The organism is Arthrobacter sp. SLBN-53 (assembly GCF_006715585.1).
Classification (GTDB): domain Bacteria; phylum Actinomycetota; class Actinomycetes; order Mycobacteriales; family Mycobacteriaceae; genus Mycobacterium; species Mycobacterium neoaurum_A.
This window is the reverse complement of the sequence record NZ_VFNN01000001.1, coordinates 2213681-2234970: the sequence shown is the minus strand read 5'-3', so window position 1 is coordinate 2234970 and position 21290 is coordinate 2213681. Positions and strand designations below refer to the sequence as shown.

Genomic DNA, 21290 nt, shown 5'->3' with positions numbered 1-21290 from the left:
TGATGATTTTCAAGGTCGGAGACACCGTCGTCTATCCACACCACGGTGCTGCGTTGATCGAGGCTATCGAAACCCGCACCATCAAGGGTGAGCAGAAGGAATACCTCGTCCTCAAGGTTTCGCAGGGGGATCTGACGGTTCGCGTTCCGGCGGACAACGCCGAGTACGTCGGGGTGCGTGACGTCGTGGGCCAGGAAGGCCTCGACAAGGTTTTCCAGGTGCTGCGCGCGCCGCACACCGAGGAGCCGACCAACTGGTCGCGCCGGTACAAGGCAAATCTGGAGAAGCTGGCTTCCGGTGACGTGAACAAGGTCGCCGAGGTGGTTCGCGACCTGTGGCGTCGTGACCAGGAGCGCGGTCTGTCCGCGGGTGAGAAGCGCATGCTGGCGAAGGCTCGCCAGATTCTGGTCGGTGAATTGGCGCTGGCCGAGAACACCGACGACGAGAAGGCCACCATCATTCTCGACGAGGCGTTGGCCGCCGCGTCCTGAATGTGATGGATCTGCGCGTCGGTCTGGGTACCGACGTTCATCCCATCGAGGCCGAGCGACCATGTTGGTTGCTCTGTCTGATGTTCACCGAAGCCGACGGCTGCGCGGGCCATTCCGATGGCGATGTCGCCGCGCACGCATTGTGTGATGCGCTGCTCAGCGCCGCCGGCCTCGGTGATCTCGGTGCCGTCTTCGGTACCGATCAACCCCAGTGGCATGGCGTCAGCGGCGCCGACATGCTGCGCCATGTCCGGGGGCTCCTCGATACCGAGGGTTTCCGGGTGGCCAATGCCGCCGTTCAGGTCATCGGTAACCGGCCCAAGGTCGGTCCGCGCCGCGTCGAGGCGCAGGCGGTGCTGTCCGATCTGATCGGGGCGCCGGTGTCGGTGTCGGCGACCACCACCGACGGGCTCGGGCTCACCGGCCGCGGCGAGGGCCTGGCGGCGGTCGCCACGGCCCTTGTGGTCAGATAGCCCGCGGCAGGCCGGTAAGCTGGCCCGTCGTGAGCGGAGCGAACGGTTGGCCGGGATGACTGGTCTACGGCTGTATGACACCCTTGCCGGTGCCGTTCGTGATTTCGAGCCGCTGCGTCCCGGCCATGTGTCGATCTACCTGTGCGGCGCAACGGTTCAAGGACTGCCCCATATCGGCCACGTGCGCAGCGGTGTCGCGTTCGACGTTCTGCGGCGCTGGCTGACCGCAAAGGGCCTCGATGTCGCGTTCATCCGCAACGTCACCGATATCGACGACAAGATCCTCAACAAGGCCGCCGACGCCGGCCGCCCGTGGTGGGAGTGGGCGGCAACCTACGAGCGCGCCTTCACCGCGGCCTACGAGGCACTCGGGGTGCTACCGCCCTCGGCGGAACCTCGCGCCACCGGACACATCACCCAGATGGTCGAACTCATCGAGCGCCTGATCGACCGCGGCCACGCCTACGTCGGTGATGGTGACGTGTATTTCGACGTCGCGAGCCTGCCCGATTACGGCAAGCTCTCCGGCCACCGGGTCGATGACGTCCACCAGGGCGAGGGCATCGCCACGGGGAAACGGGATCAGCGTGATTTCACCCTGTGGAAGGGCGCCAAGCCGGGGGAGCCGTCGTGGCCGACGCCGTGGGGTCGTGGGCGCCCCGGGTGGCACACCGAATGCGTGGCCATGTGCCAGGAGTATCTGGGGGCGCAGTTCGACATCCACGCCGGCGGTATGGATCTGGTTTTCCCGCACCACGAGAACGAGATCGCCCAGGCCGAGGCGGCCGGCGACGGGTTCGCGCGATTCTGGCTGCACAACGGTTGGGTCACCATGGGCGGCGAGAAGATGAGCAAGTCGCTGGGTAACGTGCTTGCGATTCCTGCTGTGCTGCAACGTGTTCGGGCTGCCGAACTGCGGTACTACCTGGGTAGTGCGCACTACCGCTCGATGCTCGAGTTCTCCGAGAACGCGCTGCAGGATGCGGCCAAGGCCTACACCGGTATCGAGGATTTCCTGCACCGGGTGCGCAACCGCGTCGGCGCGATCGAACCGAGCACCTGGACCGACAAGTTCGAGGCGGCGCTCGATGACGACCTCGCGGTGCCGATCGCGCTGGCCGAGGTGCACAGCGCCCGCGCCGAAGGGAACCGCGCGCTGGACGCCGGTGATCACGACGGCGCGATGGCCGCCGCCCGGTCGATCCGGGCGATGATGGCGATCCTCGGCTGCGATCCGCTCGACGAACGTTGGGAAACCCGCGACGAGACTTCGGCGGCGCTGGCCGCCGTGGACGTCCTGGTGCACTGGGCGCTCGCCGGGCGCGCCGAGGCTCGTGAGAAACGTGACTGGGCGGCCGCAGACGCCATCCGCGACCGGCTCAAGGAAGCCGGTATCGAGGTCACCGACACCGCAGACGGCCCGCAGTGGTCGCTGCTGGAAGGGGACAACACCCATGGCGGGTAATTCACAGCGTCGCGGCGCGGTACGCAAGGAGGGCACCAAGAAGGGCCCGACCGTCGGCTCCGGCGGCGTCCGCAGGCGGGGGCTCGAGGGCAAGGGGGCCACCCCCGCGGCCAAGGACCGGCCTCACCATCCGGCCGGTAAGCGCGCGGCCAAGGCCGCGCGCGCGCAACAGGGTCGCCATCGCAAGACCGATGAGACCGAATACGTCCTCGGGCGTAACCCGGTCGTGGAGTGCCTGCGCGCCGGTGTGCCGGCCACCGCGCTCTACGTCATGCTCGGCGTCGACGCCGATGAGCGCATCACCGAATCCGTACAGCGGGCCGCCGATTCCGGCATCGCCATCCTGGAGGTCCAGAAGCACGACCTGGACCGGATGTCGAGCAATGGTCTGCACCAGGGGCTGGCCCTGCAGGTGCCGCCCTACGTCTACACCCATCCCGACGACCTGTTGAAGTCGGCCCAGCGCGACAGCCAGTCCGCGTTGCTGGTGGCGCTGGACAACATCTCCGATCCCCGCAACCTGGGTGCCATCGTGCGGTCGACGGCGGCGTTCGGCGGACATGGTGTGGTGATCCCACAGCGTCGATCGGCCTCGGTGACGGCGGTGGCCTGGCGCACCAGTGCCGGTGCGGCCGCCCGGCTTCCGGTGTCGCGGGCGACCAACCTCAATCGCACCCTCAAGAGCTGGGCCGATGCCGGCCTGCAGATCGTCGGCCTGGACGCCGAGGGTGACACCACGCTCGACGAACTGGACGCCTCGGGCCCGACCGTCGTGGTGGTCGGTTCGGAGGGCAAGGGTCTGTCGCGACTGGTGCGGGAGAACTGCGATGCCATCGTCTCGATCCCGATGGCCGGACCCACCGAATCGCTCAACGCATCGGTGGCCGCGGGTGTCGTGCTCGCCGAGATCGCCCGCCAGCGTCGCGGTTAGAGCCCGAAGAGCTGGATCCAGCCCCACAGGCCCAGCACCGCGGCGACCAGGACCGCGGGCGTGGTCACCAGCCCGATACGGCTGAACTCGCCGAACCCGGCTTTCATATCGCGGCGGACCACGCTGCGCCACAACAGGTTCGCCAGGGAGCCGACATAGGTCAGGTTGGGCCCGACGTTCACCCCGATCAGCACCGCCAGCACCGCGGCCGGCCCGATCGGGGTGGCCAACGGCAACATGACCAGCACGGCGGGCAGATTGTTGACCACATTGGACAACACCGCGGCCACCGCTGCGATGGCCAGCAGCGCCGGTAGTCCCTGCCCGCTCGGCATGATGCGATGCATCGCCGATTCCAGCCCGTTGTGCATGACCGCGGCGACCACGATGCCCAGGCACAACACGAATGCCAGGAACGGGATGTCCAGCGCCACCACGATCTTGCGCACGGTGGTGCGGCGGGTCAGCAATGCCCGCACACCGAGGACCACGGCGCCGGCCAGCGCCGCCCACGCGGGGGACAATCCGACCAGGGAGGTGACCGCGAACCCGGCGAGGGTCAGTCCCACCACGATCATGGCGAAGATCGGCACCTGGAGTGGTTCATCGGGAGCATCGTGCTGCGGGGCGACACGCAGATCCTTGGCGAAAAGCCAACGAAGGAGCACGAACTCGACGGCGATCGCGGCAATCCACGGCAGCGTCATCGCGGCCGCGAAATGGAGGAAGGTCAGGCCCGCGGCGCTGAAGGCCAACAGATTCGTCAGGTTGGAGACCGGTAACAGCAGCGAGGCACTGTTGGCCAGATGCGCGGTGGCGTAGGCATGCGGACGCGCGGGCACCGTGAGCGCCCGCGCGGTGGCCAGGACCACCGGGGTCAGCAACACCACGGTCGCGTCCAGGCTCAATACCGCGGTCACCACCGCCGATATCCCGAAAACCGATGCCAGCAGCCGATTCTGGCCACCAGCGGTCGCCCGGGCCATCATCACCCCCGCGGCGTGGAACAACCCGACGTCGTCGCAGAGCCGGGCCAGCACCAGTACCGCGGCCAGGAAGCCGACCACCGGTGCCAGTTCGGTCACCTCGTCGGTGGCCGCGGCCAAGGACACCGCGCCGGTCCCGACCACCAGGCCGGCGGCGGCCAGCGCGACGGGCGCCTGCCAGCGCGGCGCGAACAGGGCGACGCCGAGCACCGCGGCCAGCGCGGCGATCGCCAGGGTCAGCGCCATGGGTCCGTCGGCTGCCACAGGGTCGGCAGGTGCAGGTCGACGCCGTCGTCGGCGGCCAGGCGGGTCAGCACCCGCATCGAGACATCGAGGTCGTCGGCGGCATAGGGCAGGGCGCGCAGCGGCCGGTCCAGCGGCCGGAAGAAATCATCCCAGTGGATCAGCACCACACGGCGGGCGCCGACGGTGCGCACCGTCTCGTTCCAGTAGTCCACCAGATAGCGCTCCGGTTGCAGTCCCAGCTGCCCGACCCCCAGATAGACGACCTCGGCGCGATGGCCGCTCAGCGCGCCCGTGACGAAACCGGCGCTGCCCACCACCAACAGGGTGCGCCCGCTGCGGCGGTGGGCGATGAGCGTCGACCAGGCCTCACCGCAGCGATACGCCGCGGCCCGCACCGGTGGTGTCACCGGGGCACTGATGGCGCCGGGGAAACGATCAGGCGGGCAGTGGTCACCGACGACGAGGGTGATGTCGAACGGTCCGGCTGCCACCGGCTCACCGGGAGTGACGATGGTGACCTGTGTTGCGGGCAGTTGATGGCCGATATGGGCGGCCGAGGCGCCACCGATCAGCCGGGCACCGGTGCGTTGTGCCACGACGGCCGAATCCATGGCGTGGTCGAAGTGGGTGTGCACGGGCAGGACGGCGTCCAGTCGGCGGATCCCGAGCCTGCCGAGGCAGCCGTCGATGCGGGGTAGCGATGGCGCGATCCTGCCGAGCCCCACCCGCAGGAGTGAAGGACGGCTGAAGAAGCCGTCGGTCAGCACCGCGCCGGCCCCGTCGTCGACCAACAGCGTGGTGACGCCGGCCCAGGTGACGGTCAGCGGCGCATCGGGCGGCGCGGCGGGTAGGTCGACGTACCGGTGGTAGGCGTCCAGATCGGGCCTGCCGGCTTTGAGGCGCATGGCCCAAAGCCTAGAGCGCCCCGGATTATCGGGTTCCGTAGCGGCGGCGGAACTTCTCCACCTGGCCCGCGGTGTCGAGGTGGCGGTTGGTCCCGGTCCAGAACGGGTGCGAATCGGCGGTCACGTCGACCACCACCAGCGGGTAGGTGGCGCCCTGGTAGTCGATGGTGCGGTCACTGGTGATCGTCGAACGGATCAGGAACTGCTTACCGGTGCCGGCGTCCTGGAACACCACGGGGTGATAGGCGGGATGGATATCGGGTTTCATGAATCGCCCTTTCGGCTGCGGTGTTCGTCGGTGACCGACACCTCGTCGGTCAGCTCGGCGCATGGGTCGGTGTGCCATTCGCCGAACGGGTCGGGGTAGTCGGCCCAGGCTGCGGGGTCGGCCATCTCCGCGTCGGTGAGCAGTGCGCGATTGAGCGCGCCGGTGATCACCTCGGGTGGGGCGCCGCACACCAACGCGGTCAACGCGATGTGTCGGTCACCGAACTGCTCGTCCCAGCCGGGGGCGGCCAACGCAATCCGCTCGGGGTCGACGTAGGCACGTTCGCTCTCGGACATCGCCGCCAGCCAGCGACCGGCATCACCCACACCCAGTCCGCCACCGGCGGATTCGATCCACACCACCGCATCGGGTTGGCTGGCCAGCCAGGCCCGGCCGCGCACCCGTATCACCCCGTCGAGCAGATCGTCGATGGCCTTGTGCAGTCGATCAGGGTGAAAAGGTCTGCGCGCGTTGAACTCCACGAGCGCAACCTCGCCGGCGGGCTGGAGCGGCGGTTGGCCGGCCAGCAGCGAATCATGCGGGTCGTCGCCGAAGCCGCGGCGGGCCTGCGGGTCCAGGTTGGCCAGTGCGGTCTCGACATGGTCCGTGCCCACCGTGATGCGGCTGCGCGGTGCGAGCCTGCGCAGTACCGCGCAGGTGGTGCTCTCCGGATCGCTGAGCACCAGCACGTCGGCGAATGCGGCCTGACCGACGACGACCTGCGCCACGGTGCGTGAGTCGTCCAGGTCGTCGTCGCCGAGCGCCTGGGTCAGCCAGCGTGCGCAGTCGACCGTCGTGAGTACGGCGGAGATGACGACATCGCGACTGGCCGGACCGTCGATGTAGCCTGGCCCGACGACCACGGGAACCTCGTTGATGGCGGTGCAGATCGGTTCGGGGTCAATCCAATCCATCAGTTCGACGACGATCCGTGTGACGTCCTCTCGGCGGTGTAGCCGACGCAGCAGGATCAGCAGGTCGTTGCGGATGGTGCAGGTGACGCAGCCGCCGGCCAACTCGATCGGCCACTGCGAGATGATCCGTCGCTCGCCACGCATCTCGGTGACGTTCCGGATCACGACGTGGCCGTCGGTGGCGTAGCCGACGGCCAGCGTTCCCTGCCTTCGGATCAGCAGGTCCACCAGGTCGATTCGCGCGCCTTGCCCGGCAACCAGTAACACCGGCGTCCGCATGTCATCACACCCTTATTGGTAACGATTGTCATTAACTGGGGCCGTACGCTACCGTGTCGACGTCCACTTGTCGAAAATCGTTTTCATTAACGATCGTGCATGAGAAGGTGTCCGATGTCCCAGACCTGCCAGGTCACCGGTCGCGCACCGGGTTTCGGTAACCGGGTGTCGCACTCGAACCGCCGTACCCGTCGCCGCTGGAATCCGAACATCCAGAACAAGACCTACTATCTGCCGTCGGAGGGCCGACGAATCACGTTGCGGGTCAGCGCCAAAGGCATCAAGGTGATCGACCGTGACGGTATCGAGGCCGTCGTCGGCAGGTTGCGGGCAGCGGGGCAGAAGCTCTGATGGCCAAGAGCACCGATATCCGGCCGGTGATTCGGCTGAAGTCCACCGCGGGCACCGGCTACACCTATGTGACCCGCAAGAACCGACGAAACGATCCCGACCGGATCGTGCTGCGCAAGTACGACCCGGTGATCCGCAAGCATGTCGACTTTCGGGAGGAGCGCTGATGGCCAAGGCATCCAAGATCGCCGCCAACGAGCGGCGCAAGCAGACCGTCGCGCGATATGCCGAGCGCCGGGCCGAACTCAAGGAGATCATCCGCAGGCCGGCCAGCACCCCCGAGCAGCGGGCCGCGGCGCAGACCGCGCTGCAGCGGCTGCCGCGGGATTCCAGCCCGGTGCGGTTGCGTAATCGGGATTCGGTGGACGGCAGGCCCCGCGGTCATCTGCGCAAGTTCGGCCTGTCGCGGGTGAAGGTCAGGGAACTGGCACATCGCGGTGAGCTGCCCGGTGTGCGGAAAGCGAGTTGGTGATGGCGGGCAGTCCGGCCAAGAAGCGTCGACCGGCGCCGGTCGAGATCAAACGACCTCGGCTGAACAAGTTCAAGGCCCTCGGGATCACCGATGTCGACTACAAGGATGTCGCGGTGTTGCGCACGTTCATCTCCGACCGCGGCAAGATCCGGTCGCGCCGGGTCACCGGCCTCACCCCGCAGCAGCAGCGCAAGGTCGCCACCGCGATCAAGAACGCACGCGAGATGGCGCTGTTGCCCTACGGTCCCTAGGATCGCGCGGAAGCGCTTGTGCCCCAACCGTTCTCCGACACGAAATCCGACAGCGGCCGACCGTAGGTCCACTGGTCGATCTCCAGCGCCGGCCGATCCGGAAAATCGGGCACCGGTCCCAGGCACAGGATGGCCACCGGCTCGGCATCCTCGGGCATGCCGAGCAGGGTGGCCAGCGTGGCGGGTTCGAATATCGAAACCCAGCCCATGCCGAGACCCTCGGCGCGGGCGGCCAACCACAGGTTCTGGATGGCACACGACACCGAGGCCAGGTCCATCTGCGGCATCGTGCGACGGCCGAAGATGTGCCGGCGCCTGCCCTCGCCGAGGGCGACGACGAGCAGTTCGGCGCAGTCCCGGATGCCCTCGACCTTGAGGGCGAGGAATTCGTCGCCGCGCTCACCGAGCGCATCGGCGGTGCGCAACCGCTCCTGGTCGACCAACGCGTGCATCGCCTCGCGCAGTGCGTCGTCGGTGATCCGGATGAAGCGCCACGGCTGCATCAGCCCGACGCTGGGGGCGGCGTGCGCCGCCTGCAGTAGTCGGGCCAGCACCTCGGGCTCGATGGTGGCGCCGGCGACGAAGCGGCGCATATCGCGCCGCTCGGCGATGGCGCGATAGACGGCCTGGCGTTCCTGCGCGCTGAACGCGTGCTCGGTCACACCGGCAGCCTAGGCGATGGCGGCCCGGCGCCTGCGGTTGGAGAGCAGACCGGCCACCGCGGCGCCCAGGCAGGCCGTGGCCACCGCGCCGGCGAACCAGGGGAATACCGAGGCCAGGTCCCAGCGGGTGGCCGCCCATCCGGCGATCAGCGTCGGCACCGCCATCGCGGTGTAGGCCAGCAGATAGAACGCCGACATGGTCTCACCCCTGCGGTCGGCGGGCACCACGTCGGACAGATGGCGCAACGAGCCGCCGAACCCGAGCCCGAAGGTGGCGCCCAGCAGCACCGCGGTGACGAACACCAGTTCCCAGCGGTGTGTCAGCAGCACCGGAATGGTCAACAGCAATGAGACGGCCATGCCGATGTCCCCGATGACGGCCGAGTACTTGGCGGGCAGTCGGGTGGCGGCCAGTTGGGCCGATGCCGCGGCGAAGGCGGTGGTGCCCACGACGGCACCGCCGAAGACCAGATTGTCGATATGGGTCTGCTGGGCGGCCAGCGACGGGTAGAGCGAGAGCAACACGCCCAACACCGACCAGGACGCCATGGCGCCGAGCGCGGAGAACCAGAAATCCGATCGGATCTGTTCGGGCACCGCCGGTTTGGCGATCCGGATGGGCCCGCTGGCCCGGGCGGTGTGCGGCTCCCGCAACGCCAACAGGCCGACCCCGACGATCAGGCAGACCACCGCGACGACGGCATAGGGGGTGCGCAACGGATGCGGTGCATACTGTGCCAGCAGTGCCGAACCCAGGATGGCGATCGTCATACCGATGTTGAAGGCCACCCCGCTCAGCTGTCCGGATCGCACACCGTGATCGGGTTTGAGGTCGAGCAGGGCGGCCGCGCCGGCCACCACGATCGAACCGACCGCCGCGCCGTGGATGCTGCGCGCGAGCAGCAGCATGGCCATGCTGTCGGCGACGAGGAACACACCGAGGCCGACGAGCAGGGCGATCAGGGCGCCGATCAGCACCGGTTTGCGGCCGACGACATCGGAGATCCGGCCGGACACCAGTACCGCACCGAGGGCGGCGACGGCGTAGACCGCGAACACGATGGTGGTGGCCAGCGGCGACAGATGCCAGTTCGCCTCGTAGATGCCGTACAACGGGGCCGGAATCCCCGAGACCCCGAGCGCGACACCACTGAGGATCAGCAACAGCGGGTACGCCCAGCGCTGCGTCTGAACTGTGTGATCGATGGCGACCATTCGCGCTGACACCTCCGGTCCGGCGAGTATGATGGATATCGAACCCTGTCGAGAGTACGCTCGGTTCGATAGATTCCAAACCCGCATCAGGACGGATTTATGCCCGAGCGAACCGCGGAAGTACCCCGGGTGGGGACCGTGCAGCAGGTACTTGGTGCCATCCACGACCCGATACGCCTGGAAGTGGTCCGGCGTTTGTACAACGCAGGCGTGCCGATCCAGTGCGGTGCGCTCTACGAGGGCATCAACAAGTCGACGGCCACCCACCACTTCAAGATTCTGCGTGAGGCCGGTGTCACCGAGCGGTTGGTGATCGACGGCCTCACCTATCAGCGCCTGCGTATGTCCGAAGTGGATGAAGTGCTGCCGGGGTTACTGAGCAGCGTCGTCAACGGCGCCAACCGCGACGCGTTGGAACATCAGAAAGCGTAAGTGTTCTCCGGCTGCGCGACGGACTCCACGTCGTCGATGCTGAACTCCGGCACCGCGGCATGCTGGAACAGATCCTTCACCTCGCCGCGGACCCGAACCCAGGAGCCGTCCGGCAGGTCGGCCGCGGCACGCGCCGCGGGTCCGGTCAGTGTGGCGCGCGCCAGCTGCGCATCGGCGGCACAGCACAGGATCACGATGCGACCGAGATATGTTCGTTCACCGTCACGGATGGTGAATCCGGTGACGGTGATCTCGCGATCACGCAGGGTCTCCGCGGAGTCCTGGGCGATTCGGATCAGCAGGGCGGGCAGGGACAGCTCGGCCGGTGCGCCTGCCGGTAGCGGTGGGAACGGCCGCCGCGGGGCCGTCTGAGCGGTATCGGCAGCGATCGGGCGCGCCGCCTGAGGTCCCAGGGCCGGCGGAACCACGAAGGCCAGCAGCGCAATCGGGACAATCAGCAACCAGCCGATGCCGGTGCGGTGCCCGTGGTCTGAGTATCGGCGGGGCCCGCGGCGGATATCGCCGATGATGGCCGTCAGCGCCAGGGCGATCAGTACCGCGGCGGTGATCCACAACCACGGCAGCAGTGCGGGTTTGACATACCGCAGGAAAGAACCGGTGGTCGCGATGATCGCGGTGCTCAGGCCGATGAGTAACAGCAGGGTGTTCTCGGTCTCGCGACTCATCGATCACCCAGCAGCAGCAGGCCGACGCCGGTGCCGGCCAGCACGGCCACGGCGAAGGTGAGCGGGGCGAACCGTATCGCGAAGGCCCGACCGAACATTCCGGCCTGCATGGCGAACAGTTTGACGTCGACTGCCGGACCGACCACCAGGAACACCAGCCGCGGCAGCAGCGGGAGCATCGACATGCCGGCCGCCACGAACGCATCGGCCTCCGAACACAGCGACAGCACCACCGCCAGCACGGCCATCACCACGATGCCCAGCATCAGCTGCCCGGCCAGGTGCGCGTACACCCATTCGGGTACCACGACGTGCAGTGCCGCCGCCGCAGCGGCGCCGAGCACCAGAAACGATGCCGCCTGCAAGAAGTCGTGCCGTGCTGCCTCGGTGAACACCGTCCACCGGGATTCGTCACCCGGTGCAGACGTCGGCAACGTCCTGGTGACCCAGTCAGGATTGCCGAAGCGTGTCCACAGGAAACCCATTGTCACCGCGGTGAGCAGCGACGCCAGACACCGCGCCAGCACCAGCAGCGGCTCGCCGGGAAACGCAACGGCCGTGGCCACCAGGACAACCGGGTTGATCGCGGGTGCAGCCAGCATGAACGTCAGCGCCGCGGCCCCGACGGTCCCATCGCCGAACAGCCGTCGGGCAATGGGAACCGATCCGCATTCACAGCCGGGCAACGCCGCGGCCCCCACGCCCGCGGTCAGAATCGCCGCGGCGGCGCGGCGGGGCAGCCGGCGCGCCAACTTCTGCGGCGTCACCGTGGCGGCTATCACGCCGCTGATCAGTACCCCCAACGCCAGAAAAGGCAACGCCTGCAGGAAGATTCCGCAGAACACGGTGGCCGCGGTCGCGATCGCGGGGTGGCCGGCCACCGCGTCGCGTGCCGTCGTCCCGACCAGCGCCAGGCCGAGGATGACCACCACCAGGATCGGCATCGAACCGATCCGGTGCCCGGCCGGGGTACCCACCGTCACGGTCGGCCATTCTGCCAGCACAACTTGGCCGCCGGTCACAGCGAAATTGCGGTTAAGATCGTCGAATGGTCTTCTCTGCGTTTTTGGTCAAGGCAGCCTCCACGGTGGTGACGGGAGCCGTCGGCGTGGCCGCTTACGAAGGCGTAAAAAAGGCGGTCGCCAAGGCGCCGCTCCGGGAGGCGTCCGTCACGGCCACCACCTGGGCGTTGCGTGGGGTGCGTAAGGCCGAGGAGGGTGCCGAGTCCGCCCGCCTGACGGTCTCCGATGTGGTGGCAGAGGCCCGTGAACGCATCGGTGAGGAGGTGCCGCCGCCGGCGGTCTCCGATCACCAGCACGATCACGAACACTGATCGCGAGCTGCTGACCGATATGGCGGCCTTGACCGTCATCTCTGACGCCGGCGGGCGAATCCGGTTGCGCGCTGACTGGTTTCGCGGTGATATCCGACGTGCGGTGGCCATCGAGGATGCGGTGGAGCAGGTGCCGGGTGTGCGGGCCGTGCACGCCTACCCGCGGACCGCGTCGATCGTCGTCTGGTACTCGCCGAAGCGATGTGACAAGGCGTCCGTGTTCGCTGCCATCGACGCCGCCACCGTGGTCGCAACGGACCTGTTGCCCGCCCGGATGCCGCGCTCGGCCGATGTCACCAATGCCGATGTGCTGCGCATGGCGGTCGGCGGTGCGGCACTGGTGCTGCTCGGGATTCGGCGCTACGTCTTCGCCCGCCCGCCACTGCTCGGCCCGACGAGCAGGCTGGCGGCCACCGGTGTCACCATCTTCACCGGTTACCCGTTCCTGCGCGGCGCGTTGCGGACACTGCGCGGTGGACGCACCGCGGGCACCGACGTACTGGTCAGTGCGGCGACGTTGGCGAGCCTGGTGCTGCGAGAGAACGTCGTCGCGCTCACCGTGCTGTGGCTGCTGAACATCGGCGAGTACCTGCAGGACCTGACCCTGCGCCGGACGCGGCGCGCGATCGCCAACCTGCTGCAGGGCAATCAGGACACCGCCTGGGTGCGTCTGGACGACGGTACCGAGGTCGAGATCGCCACCGCCGAACTGCGGATCGGCGACGAGGTCGTGATCCACGACCAGGTGGCGCTGCCGATCGACGGCATGGTGGTCGACGGGGAAGCCATCATCGACCAGTCGGCGATCACGGGGGAGAATCTTCCGGTGGCGGTGGCCGCCCCGGCGCGCGTCTTTGCCGGATCGGTCGTGGTGCGCGGACGGCTGGTGGTCCGCGCCGAGGCGGTGGGCAACGAGACCACCATCGGGCGGATCATCGCCAGGGTCGAGGAGGCCCACCAGCACCGCGCCCCGATCCAGACCGTCGGCGAGAGCTTCTCAAGGCGTTTCGTGCCGGCATCCTTCCTGCTGTCCGCGCTCACCCTGGTCGTGACCAGGGATGTGCGCCGGGCCATGACGATGCTGCTGGTGGCCTGCCCCTGCGCGGTGGGATTGTCGACCCCGACCGCGATCAGTGCGGCCATCGGCAACGGAGCCCGGCGCGGGATCCTGATCAAGGGTGGCTCGCACCTCGAGGAGGCCGGCCGGGTCGACGCGGTGGTGTTCGACAAGACCGGAACGCTGACGGTGGGTCGTCCGGTGGTCACCAACCTCGTTGCCTTCCATCACGATTGGCAGCCCGAGCAGGTGCTCGCCTACGCGGCGAGCTCGGAGATCCACTCCAGGCATCCGTTGGCCGAGGCGGTCATCCGGTCCACGCAGGAACGGCATATCGAGATCCCACCGCACGAGGAGTGTGAGGTGCTCGTCGGGCTGGGCATGCGGACCATTTCCGACGGACGCACGCTGCTGCTCGGCAGTCCGTCACTGCTGCGCCGCGAACAGGTCGAGGTGAGCGCGAAGGCCGCCGAGTGGGTGGACACCCTGCGTAAGCAGTCCGAGACTCCGCTGCTGTTGGCCGTCGACGGACAGTTGGTCGGTTTGATCAGCCTGCGCGACGAGATCCGCCCCGAGTCGGCCGCGGTGCTGCAACGGTTGCGCGCCAACGGTGTCAGCCGCATCGTCATGCTGACCGGCGACCATCCCGACACCGCCGCCGTCGTGGCCGCGGAACTGGGTATCGACGAGTGGCAGGCCGAGGTGCTGCCCGAGGACAAACTCGCCGTCGTGCGCCGGTTGCGCGACGAGGGATACACGGTGGCCATGGTCGGCGACGGTGTCAACGATGCTCCGGCCCTTGCCGAGGCCGATATCGGCATCGCGATGGGTCTCGGCGGCACCGATGTGGCGGTCGAGACCGCCGACGTGGCGCTGGCCAGTGACGATCTCAACCGGCTGCTCGACGTGCGCAACCTCGGTGGCCGCGCCGTGGACGTCATCCGGCAGAACTACGCGATGTCGATTGCGGTCAACGCCATCGGCCTGCTGATCGGCGCCGGTGGCGCCCTGTCGCCGGTGCTGGCTGCCGTTCTGCACAACGCCTCGTCGGTTGCGGTGGTGGCCAACAGCTCTCGGCTGATCCGCTACGAATTGGAGCGCGAGTCGGCTAGCTGAACGGTGCGGGCCGCACGCCGGCGGCGATCAGGCGGTCCCGCACGGCGGTGGCAATGAGTACCGCACCGGGTGAATCACCGTGTACGCACACCGATTCGGCAGCGACCGGGATGTCCGTACCGTCGACCGCGGTCACCGTGCCGGCAACGACCATGGTGTGTACCCGATCGGCGATCGCGGTGGCATCGTGTAGCACCGCGCCCGGCTCGCGCCGGGACACCAACCGGCCGTCGGGTTGATAGGCCCGGTCGGCGAAGGCCTCGGCGACGGTGCGCAGACCCAACTGTTCGGCGGCGTCGAAGAACACCGAACCGGCCAGCCCGAGCACCGGTAGCGCAGGGTTGACCGCGTGGACGGCCTGTGCGACGGCATCCGCCTGTGCCTCGTGTGCGACGATCGAGTTGTACAACGCCCCATGGGGTTTGACATAGGACAGCGTGCTGCCCGCCGCGGCGGCCAATGCGGACAATGCGCCGATCTGGTAGATGATCTCGGCGGTCAGTTCGGCGGGTTCGACGTCGACGAACCGGCGCCCGAACCCGGCCAGGTCTCGGTAACCGACCTGAGCGCCGATACGGACTCCGCGATCGGCGGCGGCCCGGCAGACCCTCAGCAGGCCCGCCGGATCTCCGGCGTGGAAGCCGCACGCCACATTGGCCGAGGTGACGATATCGAGCATGGCCTCGTCGTCACCGAGCGTCCATACCCCGAATCCCTCGCCGAGGTCGGCGTTGAGATCCACATGTGCCACGGTCACGGCCCTCAGCCTAGTGCGCACCGATGCTCGTCGAGGTCGATGCGGTGATGCGCCGCGGCGATCACCGCCGGGTCGTGGGTGGCCGCGATGATCGTCGAGCCTGCCGCGGCCAGCTGGGTGAGGTGCCCGATCACTGCGGTGGCCGATTCCTCGTCGAGCCCGGTGGTCGGCTCGTCGAGTAACACCAGGGGAGCCTGCTGGGCGAAGGCCTGGGCGAGCAGGACACGCTGGCGTTGCCCGCCGGACAATTCGCCGAGCGTGCGGTCACGCAGGTCGGCGAGGCCGAGCTCGATCAGGCAGTGTTCGACAACCGCCCGATCGGTTGCGCGGGGGCGGCGTAACAACCCCAGTCGGCGCCAGCGGCCCATCATGACGGCTTCGGCCGCGGTGAGGGGGAACGAATCGGTGACCGCACTGCGCTGGACCGCGAACGCGATATCGGTGGCCGCGACGTCGACCGTCCCGGTGTCCGGGGCGTGGATACCGGCGAGCAGCGCGAGCAGCGTCGATTTCCCGCACCCGTTGGAACCGACGATCGCGGTGACCGTTGCGGGCATGACGGACAACGTGAGGTCTCGGAAAACCGTTGTGCCGGAATAGCCGAAGCTCACCGAAGACACGTAGATGGGAGAAGTGAGCGGCGCCGCCTTATTGAAAATGATAGTCATTACTGATAGTAGTGTACGGCATGACGTCCTGGCTCACAGAACCCTTCCAGGCGGAGATGGTATTGCGGGCGCTGGTCGCCGGAGTCATCGCCGCGTGGCTGTGTTCATTGGTTGGATGCTGGGTTTTGTTGCGGCGCAGCGTCTTCTTGGGGGAGGCCATGACACACGGCATGCTGCCGGGGGTGGCCATCGCGGCATTGCTCGGTGTCAGTCTGATGGCCGGCGGATTGGTCGCCGCACTCGTCATGGCCGTCGGGGTGGCGGCGATCGGCCGGTCGCCGAGGCTGTCCTCGGATACCGGCATCGGACTGCTGCTGGTCGGCATGCTCGCACTCGGCGTCATCGTGGTGTCACGATCGCAGGGTTTCGCCGTCGACCTCACCGGCTTCCTGTTCGGTGATGTGTTCGCCGTGCGGGCAACCGATCTGGTGATCCTGGGTACGGCGCTGTTGCTGACGCTCATCGCGGTGGTCACCGGCCATCGCGCCTTTGTGGCGGTCACCTTCGACCCGCGCAAGGCCGCGACGTTGGGGCTGCACCCGAACCTGGCGATCGCTGCGTTGACCGTGCTGATGGCAGTGGCGATGGTCGCCGCCTTCCATATCGTTGGCACGCTGCTGGTGCTCGGATTGCTGGTGGCACCACCGGCCGCAGCACTGTTGTGGGCGAGATCGATCCCGCGCATCATGATGGTGTCGGCCGCGCTCGGCACGGCGGCGGTCTATCTCGGCCTGCTCATCTCCTGGCACGCGGGTACCGCGGGCGGGGCCACCATCGCCGGCGTTTCCGTCCTGCTGTTCTTCGGTTCAGCATTGCTCACGCGTCTGCGCGCCCGGTGGGTGACAGCGGTGGTGGTGGGCTGCGTCGTCGCCGGATGTGCCACTGACACAAACGCGTCGGACACCACGCCTCCGGCACCGGTGCCGGAGTCCGCCACGTCCGATGGGGTGGCCGTCGAGGGCGGTGCCGGCGAGGCCGACGGACCGCTCACCAAGCTCGTTCTCGTCGACCCGTCGACAGGGGACGCCTCTGTCTACGATGCCGTCGACGAGACCGAGACGCGCATCGGCACCTTCGGGCCTGTCGACGCGGTGGCCGGTGACGGGCGCTTCGCCTATCTGCGCACCGGTCCCCGTACCGCGGTGATCGATTCCGGTGCATGGACTTTCGATCACGGCGATCACTACCACTACTTCGCCAGTACACCTGCGCAGGTCGCGACGCTGGACGTGCCGGTGGCCTCTGTCGCCGCCAGCAACTCGACGGTGGCCGTTCGGCCCGAGAACGGTGCGATACGGCTGCTCATGCGTGAACAACTCGGCCAGAAGTCGGTGCAGCAATCACCGTTGGTACTGCCGGCCGATGCCGCTGCGGTGGTGCCGTATGGCAGTCGGGCGGTCACCGTCACCACCGACGGGCGGATCTGGGTCACCGATGGGGCAGGCAGTGCCGAGGTTCCCGGCCAGTGCCGGCACGCCTCGTGGGCTGTGGCCACCCGGCGCGCCGTGCTGTTCGGGTGCGCCGACGGCGCCATCCGGATCACCGGTGGAGAGAAGAACCTGACCGTGACGGCCACCCCGTACCCGGCCGACGCGCCGGCGCAACGACCAACACGAATGCAGCACCGAGCCCGCGCCGATGTCGTCGCCGGTGTCGCCGACGGGACGGTCTGGATGCTCGACAGCAGGCAACGGTCGTGGACGGTGCTGCCGATCGCCGACGCCGTGGCGGCGAACACCGCCGGTGACGGCACCATCCTGGTGTTGCACCGCGACGGCGCACTCAGCGCGCACGACGCGACGACTCGCGCAGAGACGACTCGGATTCCCCTTTTGGTCAACGGAATCTCCCGATCGGGGCCCCAGCCGGTGATCGAGATCGACTCCGATCGCGCGTATGTCAACGACACCGACGCGCGTGCGGTGTACGAGATCGACTATGCCGACGGGTTGCGGATCGCACGCACCTTGCGGACCGCCGTGAGCCCGGGCCTGATGGTGGAGGCCGGTCGGTGAGGCACCTCCTCGCGCTGCTGCTGACGCTCGTCGTGGCAGTGCTGACAGGATGCGGCGGCCGCACCGCCCACGACGGCGACATCGTGGTGACCACGAACATCCTCGGCGATGTCGTGCGCAATATCGTCGGCGACACCGCACCCGTACGGGTGCTGATGCGGGCGGGTGCCGACCCGCACTCCTTCGGGATCTCCGCGCAGGATGCCGCCGCCATGAACGATGCCGCGCTGATCGTCCACAACGGTCTCGGCCTCGAAGAGAACCTCGCTCGCAATGTGGAAAACGCGGCCGCCCAGGGTGTCACGGCGATCGCGGTCGGTGAGCGCATCGGCCCGATCCGGTACGCCGAAGGGGCGAGCGCAGGCACGGCGGACCCACACTTCTGGACGGATCCGCAACGCATGATCACCGCCGTCGACGTCATCGAACAGGCGCTGTTGCGTGATATCGCCCATATCGACCGGGATTCGCTGTCCCGTAACGCAGATGCCTACCGCGGGCAGCTGCGTGCACTCGACCGAGAGATGGCCGACGGTTTCGCGACGCTACCGCCCGACCGCCGCAAGCTCGTCACCAATCACCATGTACTCGGATATCTGGCACAGCGATTCGATTTCGAGGTCATCGGCGCCGTGGTGCCCAGCGGAACCACCCTGGCCGCCCCCAGTCCGTCGGATCTGCAATCGCTGGTCGGCGCGATCGAGGACGCCGGGGTGCCGGCGATCTTCGTCGACTCGTCGCAGCCGGACAAACTCGCTCGTGTGCTGGCCGAGGATGCCGGCGTGCAAGTGCGCATCATCGGGCTCTACAGCGAATCCCTCTCTGCACCAGGAACTCCGGGTGCCACCTATCTGGACATGATGCGCGCCAATACCGACGCCATCGTCACCGGCCTGCGTTAGCGGCCAGAAAAGGAGCAACAATGTCCCACTCGCGGTGGATGTACCGCGTCGGAGCCGTGACGTTTGCGGCGGCTGCGCTCACTGCGTGCTCAACCGGCAGTGACAACGCAAGCAGTCCCGCCACGTCGACCGGCACCTCACAATCAGCAGCGCCGATCGTCGAGCCGCTGGTCACCACGTATGACGGCGGGCTGTATGTGCTCGACGGACGCACACTGGAAGTCAAAAAGGACATCCCGCTCGGCGGATTCCTGCGCGTCAACCCGGCCGGGGACGACGCGCATGTCCTGGTCACCACCAGTGCGGGCTTTCGGATTCTGGATGCGGCGAGCGGTCGGCTGACCGAGGACACCTTCCCCGCCGTCGATGCCGGTCACGTCACCCCGCACGGGGAGAACACCGTCCTGTTCGACGACGGTACCGGTGAGATCACCGCGTTCGACCCGCACGATCTGGGAAAGGGCGGCCTGCCGCCGACGCGCACCTTCACGACTCCCGAGCCACACCATGGTGTCGCGGTGATCCTGTCGGACGGGACACTTCTGGAGACCAGGGGCAATCCGGACACCAGGACGGGTGCCGTTGCACTGCAGGGGGATCGGGAGATCGCAGGTAACCGGGACTGCCCAGGCGTGCACGGTGAGGCGGTGGCCGCCGACGAGGTGGTGATCCTGGGCTGCGAGAACGGCGTGATCACGTTCGCCGACGGCCGGTTCACCAAGATCGCCAGTCCGACACCCTACGGCCGGGTCGGCAACACCCGTGGTCACCAGGACTCGCCGGTGGTGCTGGGAGACATGAAGATCGACGCCGACGCCGAACACGAGCGCCCCGAGCAGTTCGCCCTCATCGATACCGTCACCGATCAGATGAAGATCGTCCGGCTGCCGGCCGGAGTCAGCTACTGGTTCCGGTCACTCGGGCGCGGCCCGCAGGCCGAGGCGCTGATCATGGGCACCGACGGCAAGCTGCACGTCTTCGACCCCGCCACCGGCGATCTGGTGAAATCGATTGCGGTGACCGGGCCGTGGACCGAGCCCGACGACTGGCAGCAGCCCGGTCCGGCCGTGTTCACCCGAGGGGATGCCGTGTATGTCTCCGATCCGGGGACCAAGCAGATTCACCTGGTGGATCTGGCCGGTGGCACCGTCACCGAATCGGTGACCTTGGAGCAGACGCCCAACGAGCTGAGCGGGGTGCTCGGCCACGACCACTGATCCCAGCGCACGCAAACGGCCCGGCGGGTTACTTCCCGCCGGGCCGTTCGGCTGTCGTTCAGTGCGAATGCTGTTGTGCCACGGCCCAGGCCGGCAGCGGATCGGGGTAGTCGCGCCAAGCGTCCGGTCCGGCGGCAAGTTCGACATCGGTCAGCAGCGCCGCGCCGAGGAGCTCGGTGACCTTGTCACGGTCGAGTTTGATGCCGATGAGCACGATCTCCTGGCCCGCTGCGATCTCGGTGCCCGACCAGTACTGGGCGGGTTCGATCACCAGGTTCGGACCGGCCTGCGACCAGATGGCGGCAATGGTGGGCCGGCTCGCGATCCAGCAGAACCCCTTGCTGCGCAACACCCGTGTCACCTGACCCAGTGCATCGCCGAGACGCTGCGGGTGGAACGGCCGATCGGAGCGGAAGGTCATCGAGCTGATGCCGTACTCCTCGGTTTCCGGGGTGTGGCCGTCGGCGATCTCCTCATCCCAGCCCGGGGTCGCGGCGGCGGCCTCGGGATCGAACAGCCCGGTGCCGAGCACCTCGGAGATGTCCACCACACCGTGATCGGTCCTGATCAACCTGGCGCTGGGATTGAGCCTGCGCAGCAGCGTCTCGACGGTGTCGAGGGTCGCCGGCGTCACCAGGTCGGTCTTGTTGAGCAGGATGACATCGGCGAACTCGACCTGGTCGGTCAGCAGGTCGGCAATGCTGCGGGCATCGCCCTCGCCCGCAGCCATGTCACGCTCGGCCAGCCCCTCACCGCGCACCACCTCGGTCAGGAAGGTCGACGCGTCCACCACGGTGACCAGGGTGTCGAGCTTGGCCAACCGCCCGAGCTGGAAGCCGTCCTCGAACTCCCACTCGAAGGTGGCCGCGACCGGCATCGGTTCGGAGATCCCCGTCGATTCGATGACCAGGTGGTCGAACCGGTCCTGCCGGGCGAGCGCGCCGACGGCCTCGACCAGGTCCTCGCGCAGGGTGCAGCAGATGCAGCCGTTGGTCAGTTCGACGAGCTTCTCCTCGGACCTCTCCAGGTGGCCCTGTCCGGCGATCAGGGCGGCATCGATGTTGACCTCGCTCATGTCGTTCACGATGACCGCCACGCGGAGTCCGTCGCGGTTGGCCAGGATGTGATTGAGCAGGGTGGTCTTGCCTGCGCCGAGGAAGCCGGACAGGACGGTGACGGGCAATGGGGCTGACATGTC

At 67.9% G+C, this 21290-nt stretch carries 25 protein-coding genes; 14 read left to right on the top strand and 11 right to left on the bottom strand.

Annotation, left to right across the window (positions count from 1 at the left end; all coding sequences use genetic code 11):
• Positions 1–2: 2 nt before the first annotated feature.
• Genes carD through rlmB form a run of 4 tightly spaced genes read left to right on the top strand, consistent with a single transcriptional unit; the run spans position 3 to position 3360 of the window.
• Entirely contained in the window at positions 3–491 is a 489-nt protein-coding gene (gene carD, locus FBY28_RS10640; RefSeq protein ID WP_019512593.1) for an RNA polymerase-binding transcription factor CarD, read from the top strand.
• A 5-nt stretch (positions 492–496) separates the two neighbouring features.
• A complete protein-coding gene (ispF, locus tag FBY28_RS10635) occupies positions 497–964 on the top strand; it encodes a 2-C-methyl-D-erythritol 2,4-cyclodiphosphate synthase (RefSeq protein WP_216847617.1) in 468 nt (155 codons plus the stop codon).
• A gap of 55 nt (positions 965–1019) precedes the next feature.
• Positions 1020–2429 (top strand): cysteine--tRNA ligase, encoded by a 1410-nt coding sequence (gene cysS, locus FBY28_RS10630; RefSeq protein WP_141866555.1) that lies wholly within the window; start codon positions 1020–1022, stop codon positions 2427–2429.
• Complete coding sequence (gene rlmB / locus FBY28_RS10625; RefSeq protein WP_141866553.1) at positions 2419–3360, top strand: 23S rRNA (guanosine(2251)-2'-O)-methyltransferase RlmB; 942 nt, start codon at positions 2419–2421, stop codon at positions 3358–3360. The genes cysS and rlmB overlap by 11 nt, the downstream gene beginning before the upstream one ends.
• Here rlmB and FBY28_RS10620 read toward each other — a convergent pair.
• Genes FBY28_RS10620 through mrf form a run of 4 tightly spaced genes read right to left on the bottom strand, consistent with a single transcriptional unit; the run spans position 3357 to position 6958 of the window.
• Positions 3357–4592, bottom strand: coding sequence for an SLC13 family permease (locus tag FBY28_RS10620; RefSeq protein WP_141866551.1), 1236 nt, complete (start codon positions 4590–4592; stop codon positions 3357–3359). The two genes, rlmB and FBY28_RS10620, sit on opposite strands and share 4 nt — an antisense overlap.
• Positions 4583–5497, bottom strand: a complete 915-nt coding sequence (locus tag FBY28_RS10615; protein WP_141866549.1) for an MBL fold metallo-hydrolase — start codon at positions 5495–5497, stop codon at positions 4583–4585. The genes FBY28_RS10620 and FBY28_RS10615 overlap by 10 nt, the downstream gene beginning before the upstream one ends.
• A gap of 25 nt (positions 5498–5522) precedes the next feature.
• Positions 5523–5765: a type B 50S ribosomal protein L31 gene (locus tag FBY28_RS10610; protein ID WP_141866547.1), complete on the bottom strand. Its 243-nt coding sequence runs from the start codon at positions 5763–5765 to the stop codon at positions 5523–5525.
• On the bottom strand, positions 5762–6958 hold the full coding sequence (gene mrf / locus FBY28_RS10605) for a ribosome hibernation factor-recruiting GTPase MRF (protein WP_141866545.1): 1197 nt from the start codon (positions 6956–6958) through the stop codon (positions 5762–5764). Before mrf ends, FBY28_RS10610 begins: the two co-directional genes overlap by 4 nt.
• A gap of 114 nt (positions 6959–7072) precedes the next feature.
• Between mrf and rpmB the strand changes: the two genes are divergently transcribed.
• From rpmB to rpsR, 4 genes are read left to right on the top strand one after another with little or no spacing between them, the layout of a single operon-like run.
• Positions 7073–7309, top strand: coding sequence for a 50S ribosomal protein L28 (rpmB, locus tag FBY28_RS10600; protein WP_019512585.1), 237 nt, complete (start codon positions 7073–7075; stop codon positions 7307–7309).
• Positions 7306–7476 (top strand): 50S ribosomal protein L33, encoded by a 171-nt coding sequence (gene rpmG, locus FBY28_RS10595; protein ID WP_187697610.1) that lies wholly within the window; start codon positions 7306–7308, stop codon positions 7474–7476. The genes rpmB and rpmG overlap by 4 nt, the downstream gene beginning before the upstream one ends.
• Entirely contained in the window at positions 7476–7781 is a 306-nt protein-coding gene (rpsN, locus tag FBY28_RS10590; RefSeq protein ID WP_141866544.1) for a 30S ribosomal protein S14, read from the top strand. Before rpmG ends, rpsN begins: the two co-directional genes overlap by 1 nt.
• Positions 7781–8032, top strand: a complete 252-nt coding sequence (rpsR, locus tag FBY28_RS10585; protein WP_141866542.1) for a 30S ribosomal protein S18 — start codon at positions 7781–7783, stop codon at positions 8030–8032. Before rpsN ends, rpsR begins: the two co-directional genes overlap by 1 nt.
• Here rpsR and bluB read toward each other — a convergent pair.
• Together bluB and FBY28_RS10575 are read right to left on the bottom strand one after the other, a co-directional pair.
• On the bottom strand, positions 8029–8694 hold the full coding sequence (gene bluB / locus FBY28_RS10580; RefSeq protein ID WP_141866540.1) for a 5,6-dimethylbenzimidazole synthase: 666 nt from the start codon (positions 8692–8694) through the stop codon (positions 8029–8031). The two genes, rpsR and bluB, sit on opposite strands and share 4 nt — an antisense overlap.
• Positions 8695–8703: 9 nt before the next feature.
• A complete protein-coding gene (locus FBY28_RS10575) occupies positions 8704–9909 on the bottom strand; it encodes an MFS transporter (RefSeq protein ID WP_141866538.1) in 1206 nt (401 codons plus the stop codon).
• A gap of 99 nt (positions 9910–10008) precedes the next feature.
• Here FBY28_RS10575 and FBY28_RS10570 point away from each other — a divergent pair, with 99 nt between their 5' ends.
• Positions 10009–10341, top strand: a complete 333-nt coding sequence (locus FBY28_RS10570) for an ArsR/SmtB family transcription factor (RefSeq protein ID WP_141866536.1) — start codon at positions 10009–10011, stop codon at positions 10339–10341.
• Here FBY28_RS10570 and FBY28_RS10565 read toward each other — a convergent pair.
• Positions 10329–11027, bottom strand: coding sequence for a TIGR03943 family putative permease subunit (locus tag FBY28_RS10565; RefSeq protein ID WP_141866534.1), 699 nt, complete (start codon positions 11025–11027; stop codon positions 10329–10331). The two genes, FBY28_RS10570 and FBY28_RS10565, sit on opposite strands and share 13 nt — an antisense overlap.
• Positions 11024–12010, bottom strand: coding sequence for a permease (locus FBY28_RS10560; RefSeq protein WP_216847616.1), 987 nt, complete (start codon positions 12008–12010; stop codon positions 11024–11026). Before FBY28_RS10560 ends, FBY28_RS10565 begins: the two co-directional genes overlap by 4 nt.
• A gap of 65 nt (positions 12011–12075) precedes the next feature.
• Between FBY28_RS10560 and FBY28_RS10555 the strand changes: the two genes are divergently transcribed.
• Together FBY28_RS10555 and FBY28_RS10550 are read left to right on the top strand one after the other, a co-directional pair.
• Positions 12076–12360, top strand: coding sequence for a DUF1490 family protein (locus tag FBY28_RS10555; RefSeq protein ID WP_141866532.1), 285 nt, complete (start codon positions 12076–12078; stop codon positions 12358–12360).
• 19 nt (positions 12361–12379) lie between these two features.
• A complete protein-coding gene (locus FBY28_RS10550; RefSeq protein ID WP_141866530.1) occupies positions 12380–14533 on the top strand; it encodes a heavy metal translocating P-type ATPase in 2154 nt (717 codons plus the stop codon).
• Here FBY28_RS10550 and FBY28_RS10545 read toward each other — a convergent pair.
• Both FBY28_RS10545 and aztA read right to left on the bottom strand, forming a co-directional pair.
• A complete protein-coding gene (locus FBY28_RS10545) occupies positions 14526–15284 on the bottom strand; it encodes a LamB/YcsF family protein (protein WP_141870160.1) in 759 nt (252 codons plus the stop codon). The two genes, FBY28_RS10550 and FBY28_RS10545, sit on opposite strands and share 8 nt — an antisense overlap.
• 11 nt (positions 15285–15295) lie before the next feature.
• A complete protein-coding gene (aztA, locus tag FBY28_RS10540) occupies positions 15296–15958 on the bottom strand; it encodes a zinc ABC transporter ATP-binding protein AztA (protein ID WP_141866528.1) in 663 nt (220 codons plus the stop codon).
• 20 nt (positions 15959–15978) lie between these two features.
• Between aztA and aztB the strand changes: the two genes are divergently transcribed.
• Genes aztB through aztD form a run of 3 tightly spaced genes read left to right on the top strand, consistent with a single transcriptional unit; the run spans position 15979 to position 20092 of the window.
• A complete protein-coding gene (gene aztB, locus FBY28_RS10535) occupies positions 15979–17973 on the top strand; it encodes a zinc ABC transporter permease AztB (protein ID WP_141866526.1) in 1995 nt (664 codons plus the stop codon).
• Positions 17970–18875 (top strand): zinc ABC transporter substrate-binding protein AztC, encoded by a 906-nt coding sequence (gene aztC / locus FBY28_RS10530; protein ID WP_141866524.1) that lies wholly within the window; start codon positions 17970–17972, stop codon positions 18873–18875. The genes aztB and aztC overlap by 4 nt, the downstream gene beginning before the upstream one ends.
• 20 nt (positions 18876–18895) lie before the next feature.
• The gene (aztD, locus tag FBY28_RS10525) at positions 18896–20092 is read left to right on the top strand and encodes a zinc metallochaperone AztD (RefSeq protein ID WP_174241598.1); all 1197 of its coding nucleotides are present in this window, start codon (positions 18896–18898) and stop codon (positions 20090–20092) included.
• A gap of 58 nt (positions 20093–20150) precedes the next feature.
• On the opposite strand, the gene FBY28_RS10520 is transcribed toward aztD, so the two are convergent.
• Positions 20151–21287 carry a GTP-binding protein gene (locus tag FBY28_RS10520; RefSeq protein ID WP_141866522.1) on the bottom strand — a complete coding sequence of 379 codons (1137 nt, stop codon included), beginning with the start codon at positions 21285–21287 and terminating at the stop codon, positions 20151–20153.
• Positions 21288–21290: the final 3 nt, after the last annotated feature.

Coding starts and splice junctions, on each gene's coding strand:
- carD (WP_019512593.1), top strand. CDS start 3: ATGATTTTCAAGGTCGGAGACACCGTCGTCTATCCACACCACGGTGCT.
- ispF (WP_216847617.1), top strand. CDS start 497: ATGGATCTGCGCGTCGGTCTGGGTACCGACGTTCATCCCATCGAGGCC.
- cysS (WP_141866555.1), top strand. CDS start 1,020: ATGACTGGTCTACGGCTGTATGACACCCTTGCCGGTGCCGTTCGTGAT.
- rlmB (WP_141866553.1), top strand. CDS start 2,419: ATGGCGGGTAATTCACAGCGTCGCGGCGCGGTACGCAAGGAGGGCACC.
- FBY28_RS10620 (WP_141866551.1), bottom strand. CDS start 4,592: ATGGCGCTGACCCTGGCGATCGCCGCGCTGGCCGCGGTGCTCGGCGTC.
- FBY28_RS10615 (WP_141866549.1), bottom strand. CDS start 5,497: ATGCGCCTCAAAGCCGGCAGGCCCGATCTGGACGCCTACCACCGGTAC.
- FBY28_RS10610 (WP_141866547.1), bottom strand. CDS start 5,765: ATGAAACCCGATATCCATCCCGCCTATCACCCCGTGGTGTTCCAGGAC.
- mrf (WP_141866545.1), bottom strand. CDS start 6,958: ATGCGGACGCCGGTGTTACTGGTTGCCGGGCAAGGCGCGCGAATCGAC.
- rpmB (WP_019512585.1), top strand. CDS start 7,073: ATGTCCCAGACCTGCCAGGTCACCGGTCGCGCACCGGGTTTCGGTAAC.
- rpsN (WP_141866544.1), top strand. CDS start 7,476: ATGGCCAAGGCATCCAAGATCGCCGCCAACGAGCGGCGCAAGCAGACC.
- rpsR (WP_141866542.1), top strand. CDS start 7,781: ATGGCGGGCAGTCCGGCCAAGAAGCGTCGACCGGCGCCGGTCGAGATC.
- FBY28_RS10575 (WP_141866538.1), bottom strand. CDS start 9,909: ATGGTCGCCATCGATCACACAGTTCAGACGCAGCGCTGGGCGTACCCG.
- FBY28_RS10570 (WP_141866536.1), top strand. CDS start 10,009: ATGCCCGAGCGAACCGCGGAAGTACCCCGGGTGGGGACCGTGCAGCAG.
- FBY28_RS10565 (WP_141866534.1), bottom strand. CDS start 11,027: ATGAGTCGCGAGACCGAGAACACCCTGCTGTTACTCATCGGCCTGAGC.
- FBY28_RS10555 (WP_141866532.1), top strand. CDS start 12,076: ATGGTCTTCTCTGCGTTTTTGGTCAAGGCAGCCTCCACGGTGGTGACG.
- FBY28_RS10550 (WP_141866530.1), top strand. CDS start 12,380: ATGGCGGCCTTGACCGTCATCTCTGACGCCGGCGGGCGAATCCGGTTG.
- aztA (WP_141866528.1), bottom strand. CDS start 15,958: ATGACTATCATTTTCAATAAGGCGGCGCCGCTCACTTCTCCCATCTAC.
- aztB (WP_141866526.1), top strand. CDS start 15,979: ATGACGTCCTGGCTCACAGAACCCTTCCAGGCGGAGATGGTATTGCGG.
- aztD (WP_174241598.1), top strand. CDS start 18,896: ATGTCCCACTCGCGGTGGATGTACCGCGTCGGAGCCGTGACGTTTGCG.
- FBY28_RS10520 (WP_141866522.1), bottom strand. CDS start 21,287: ATGTCAGCCCCATTGCCCGTCACCGTCCTGTCCGGCTTCCTCGGCGCA.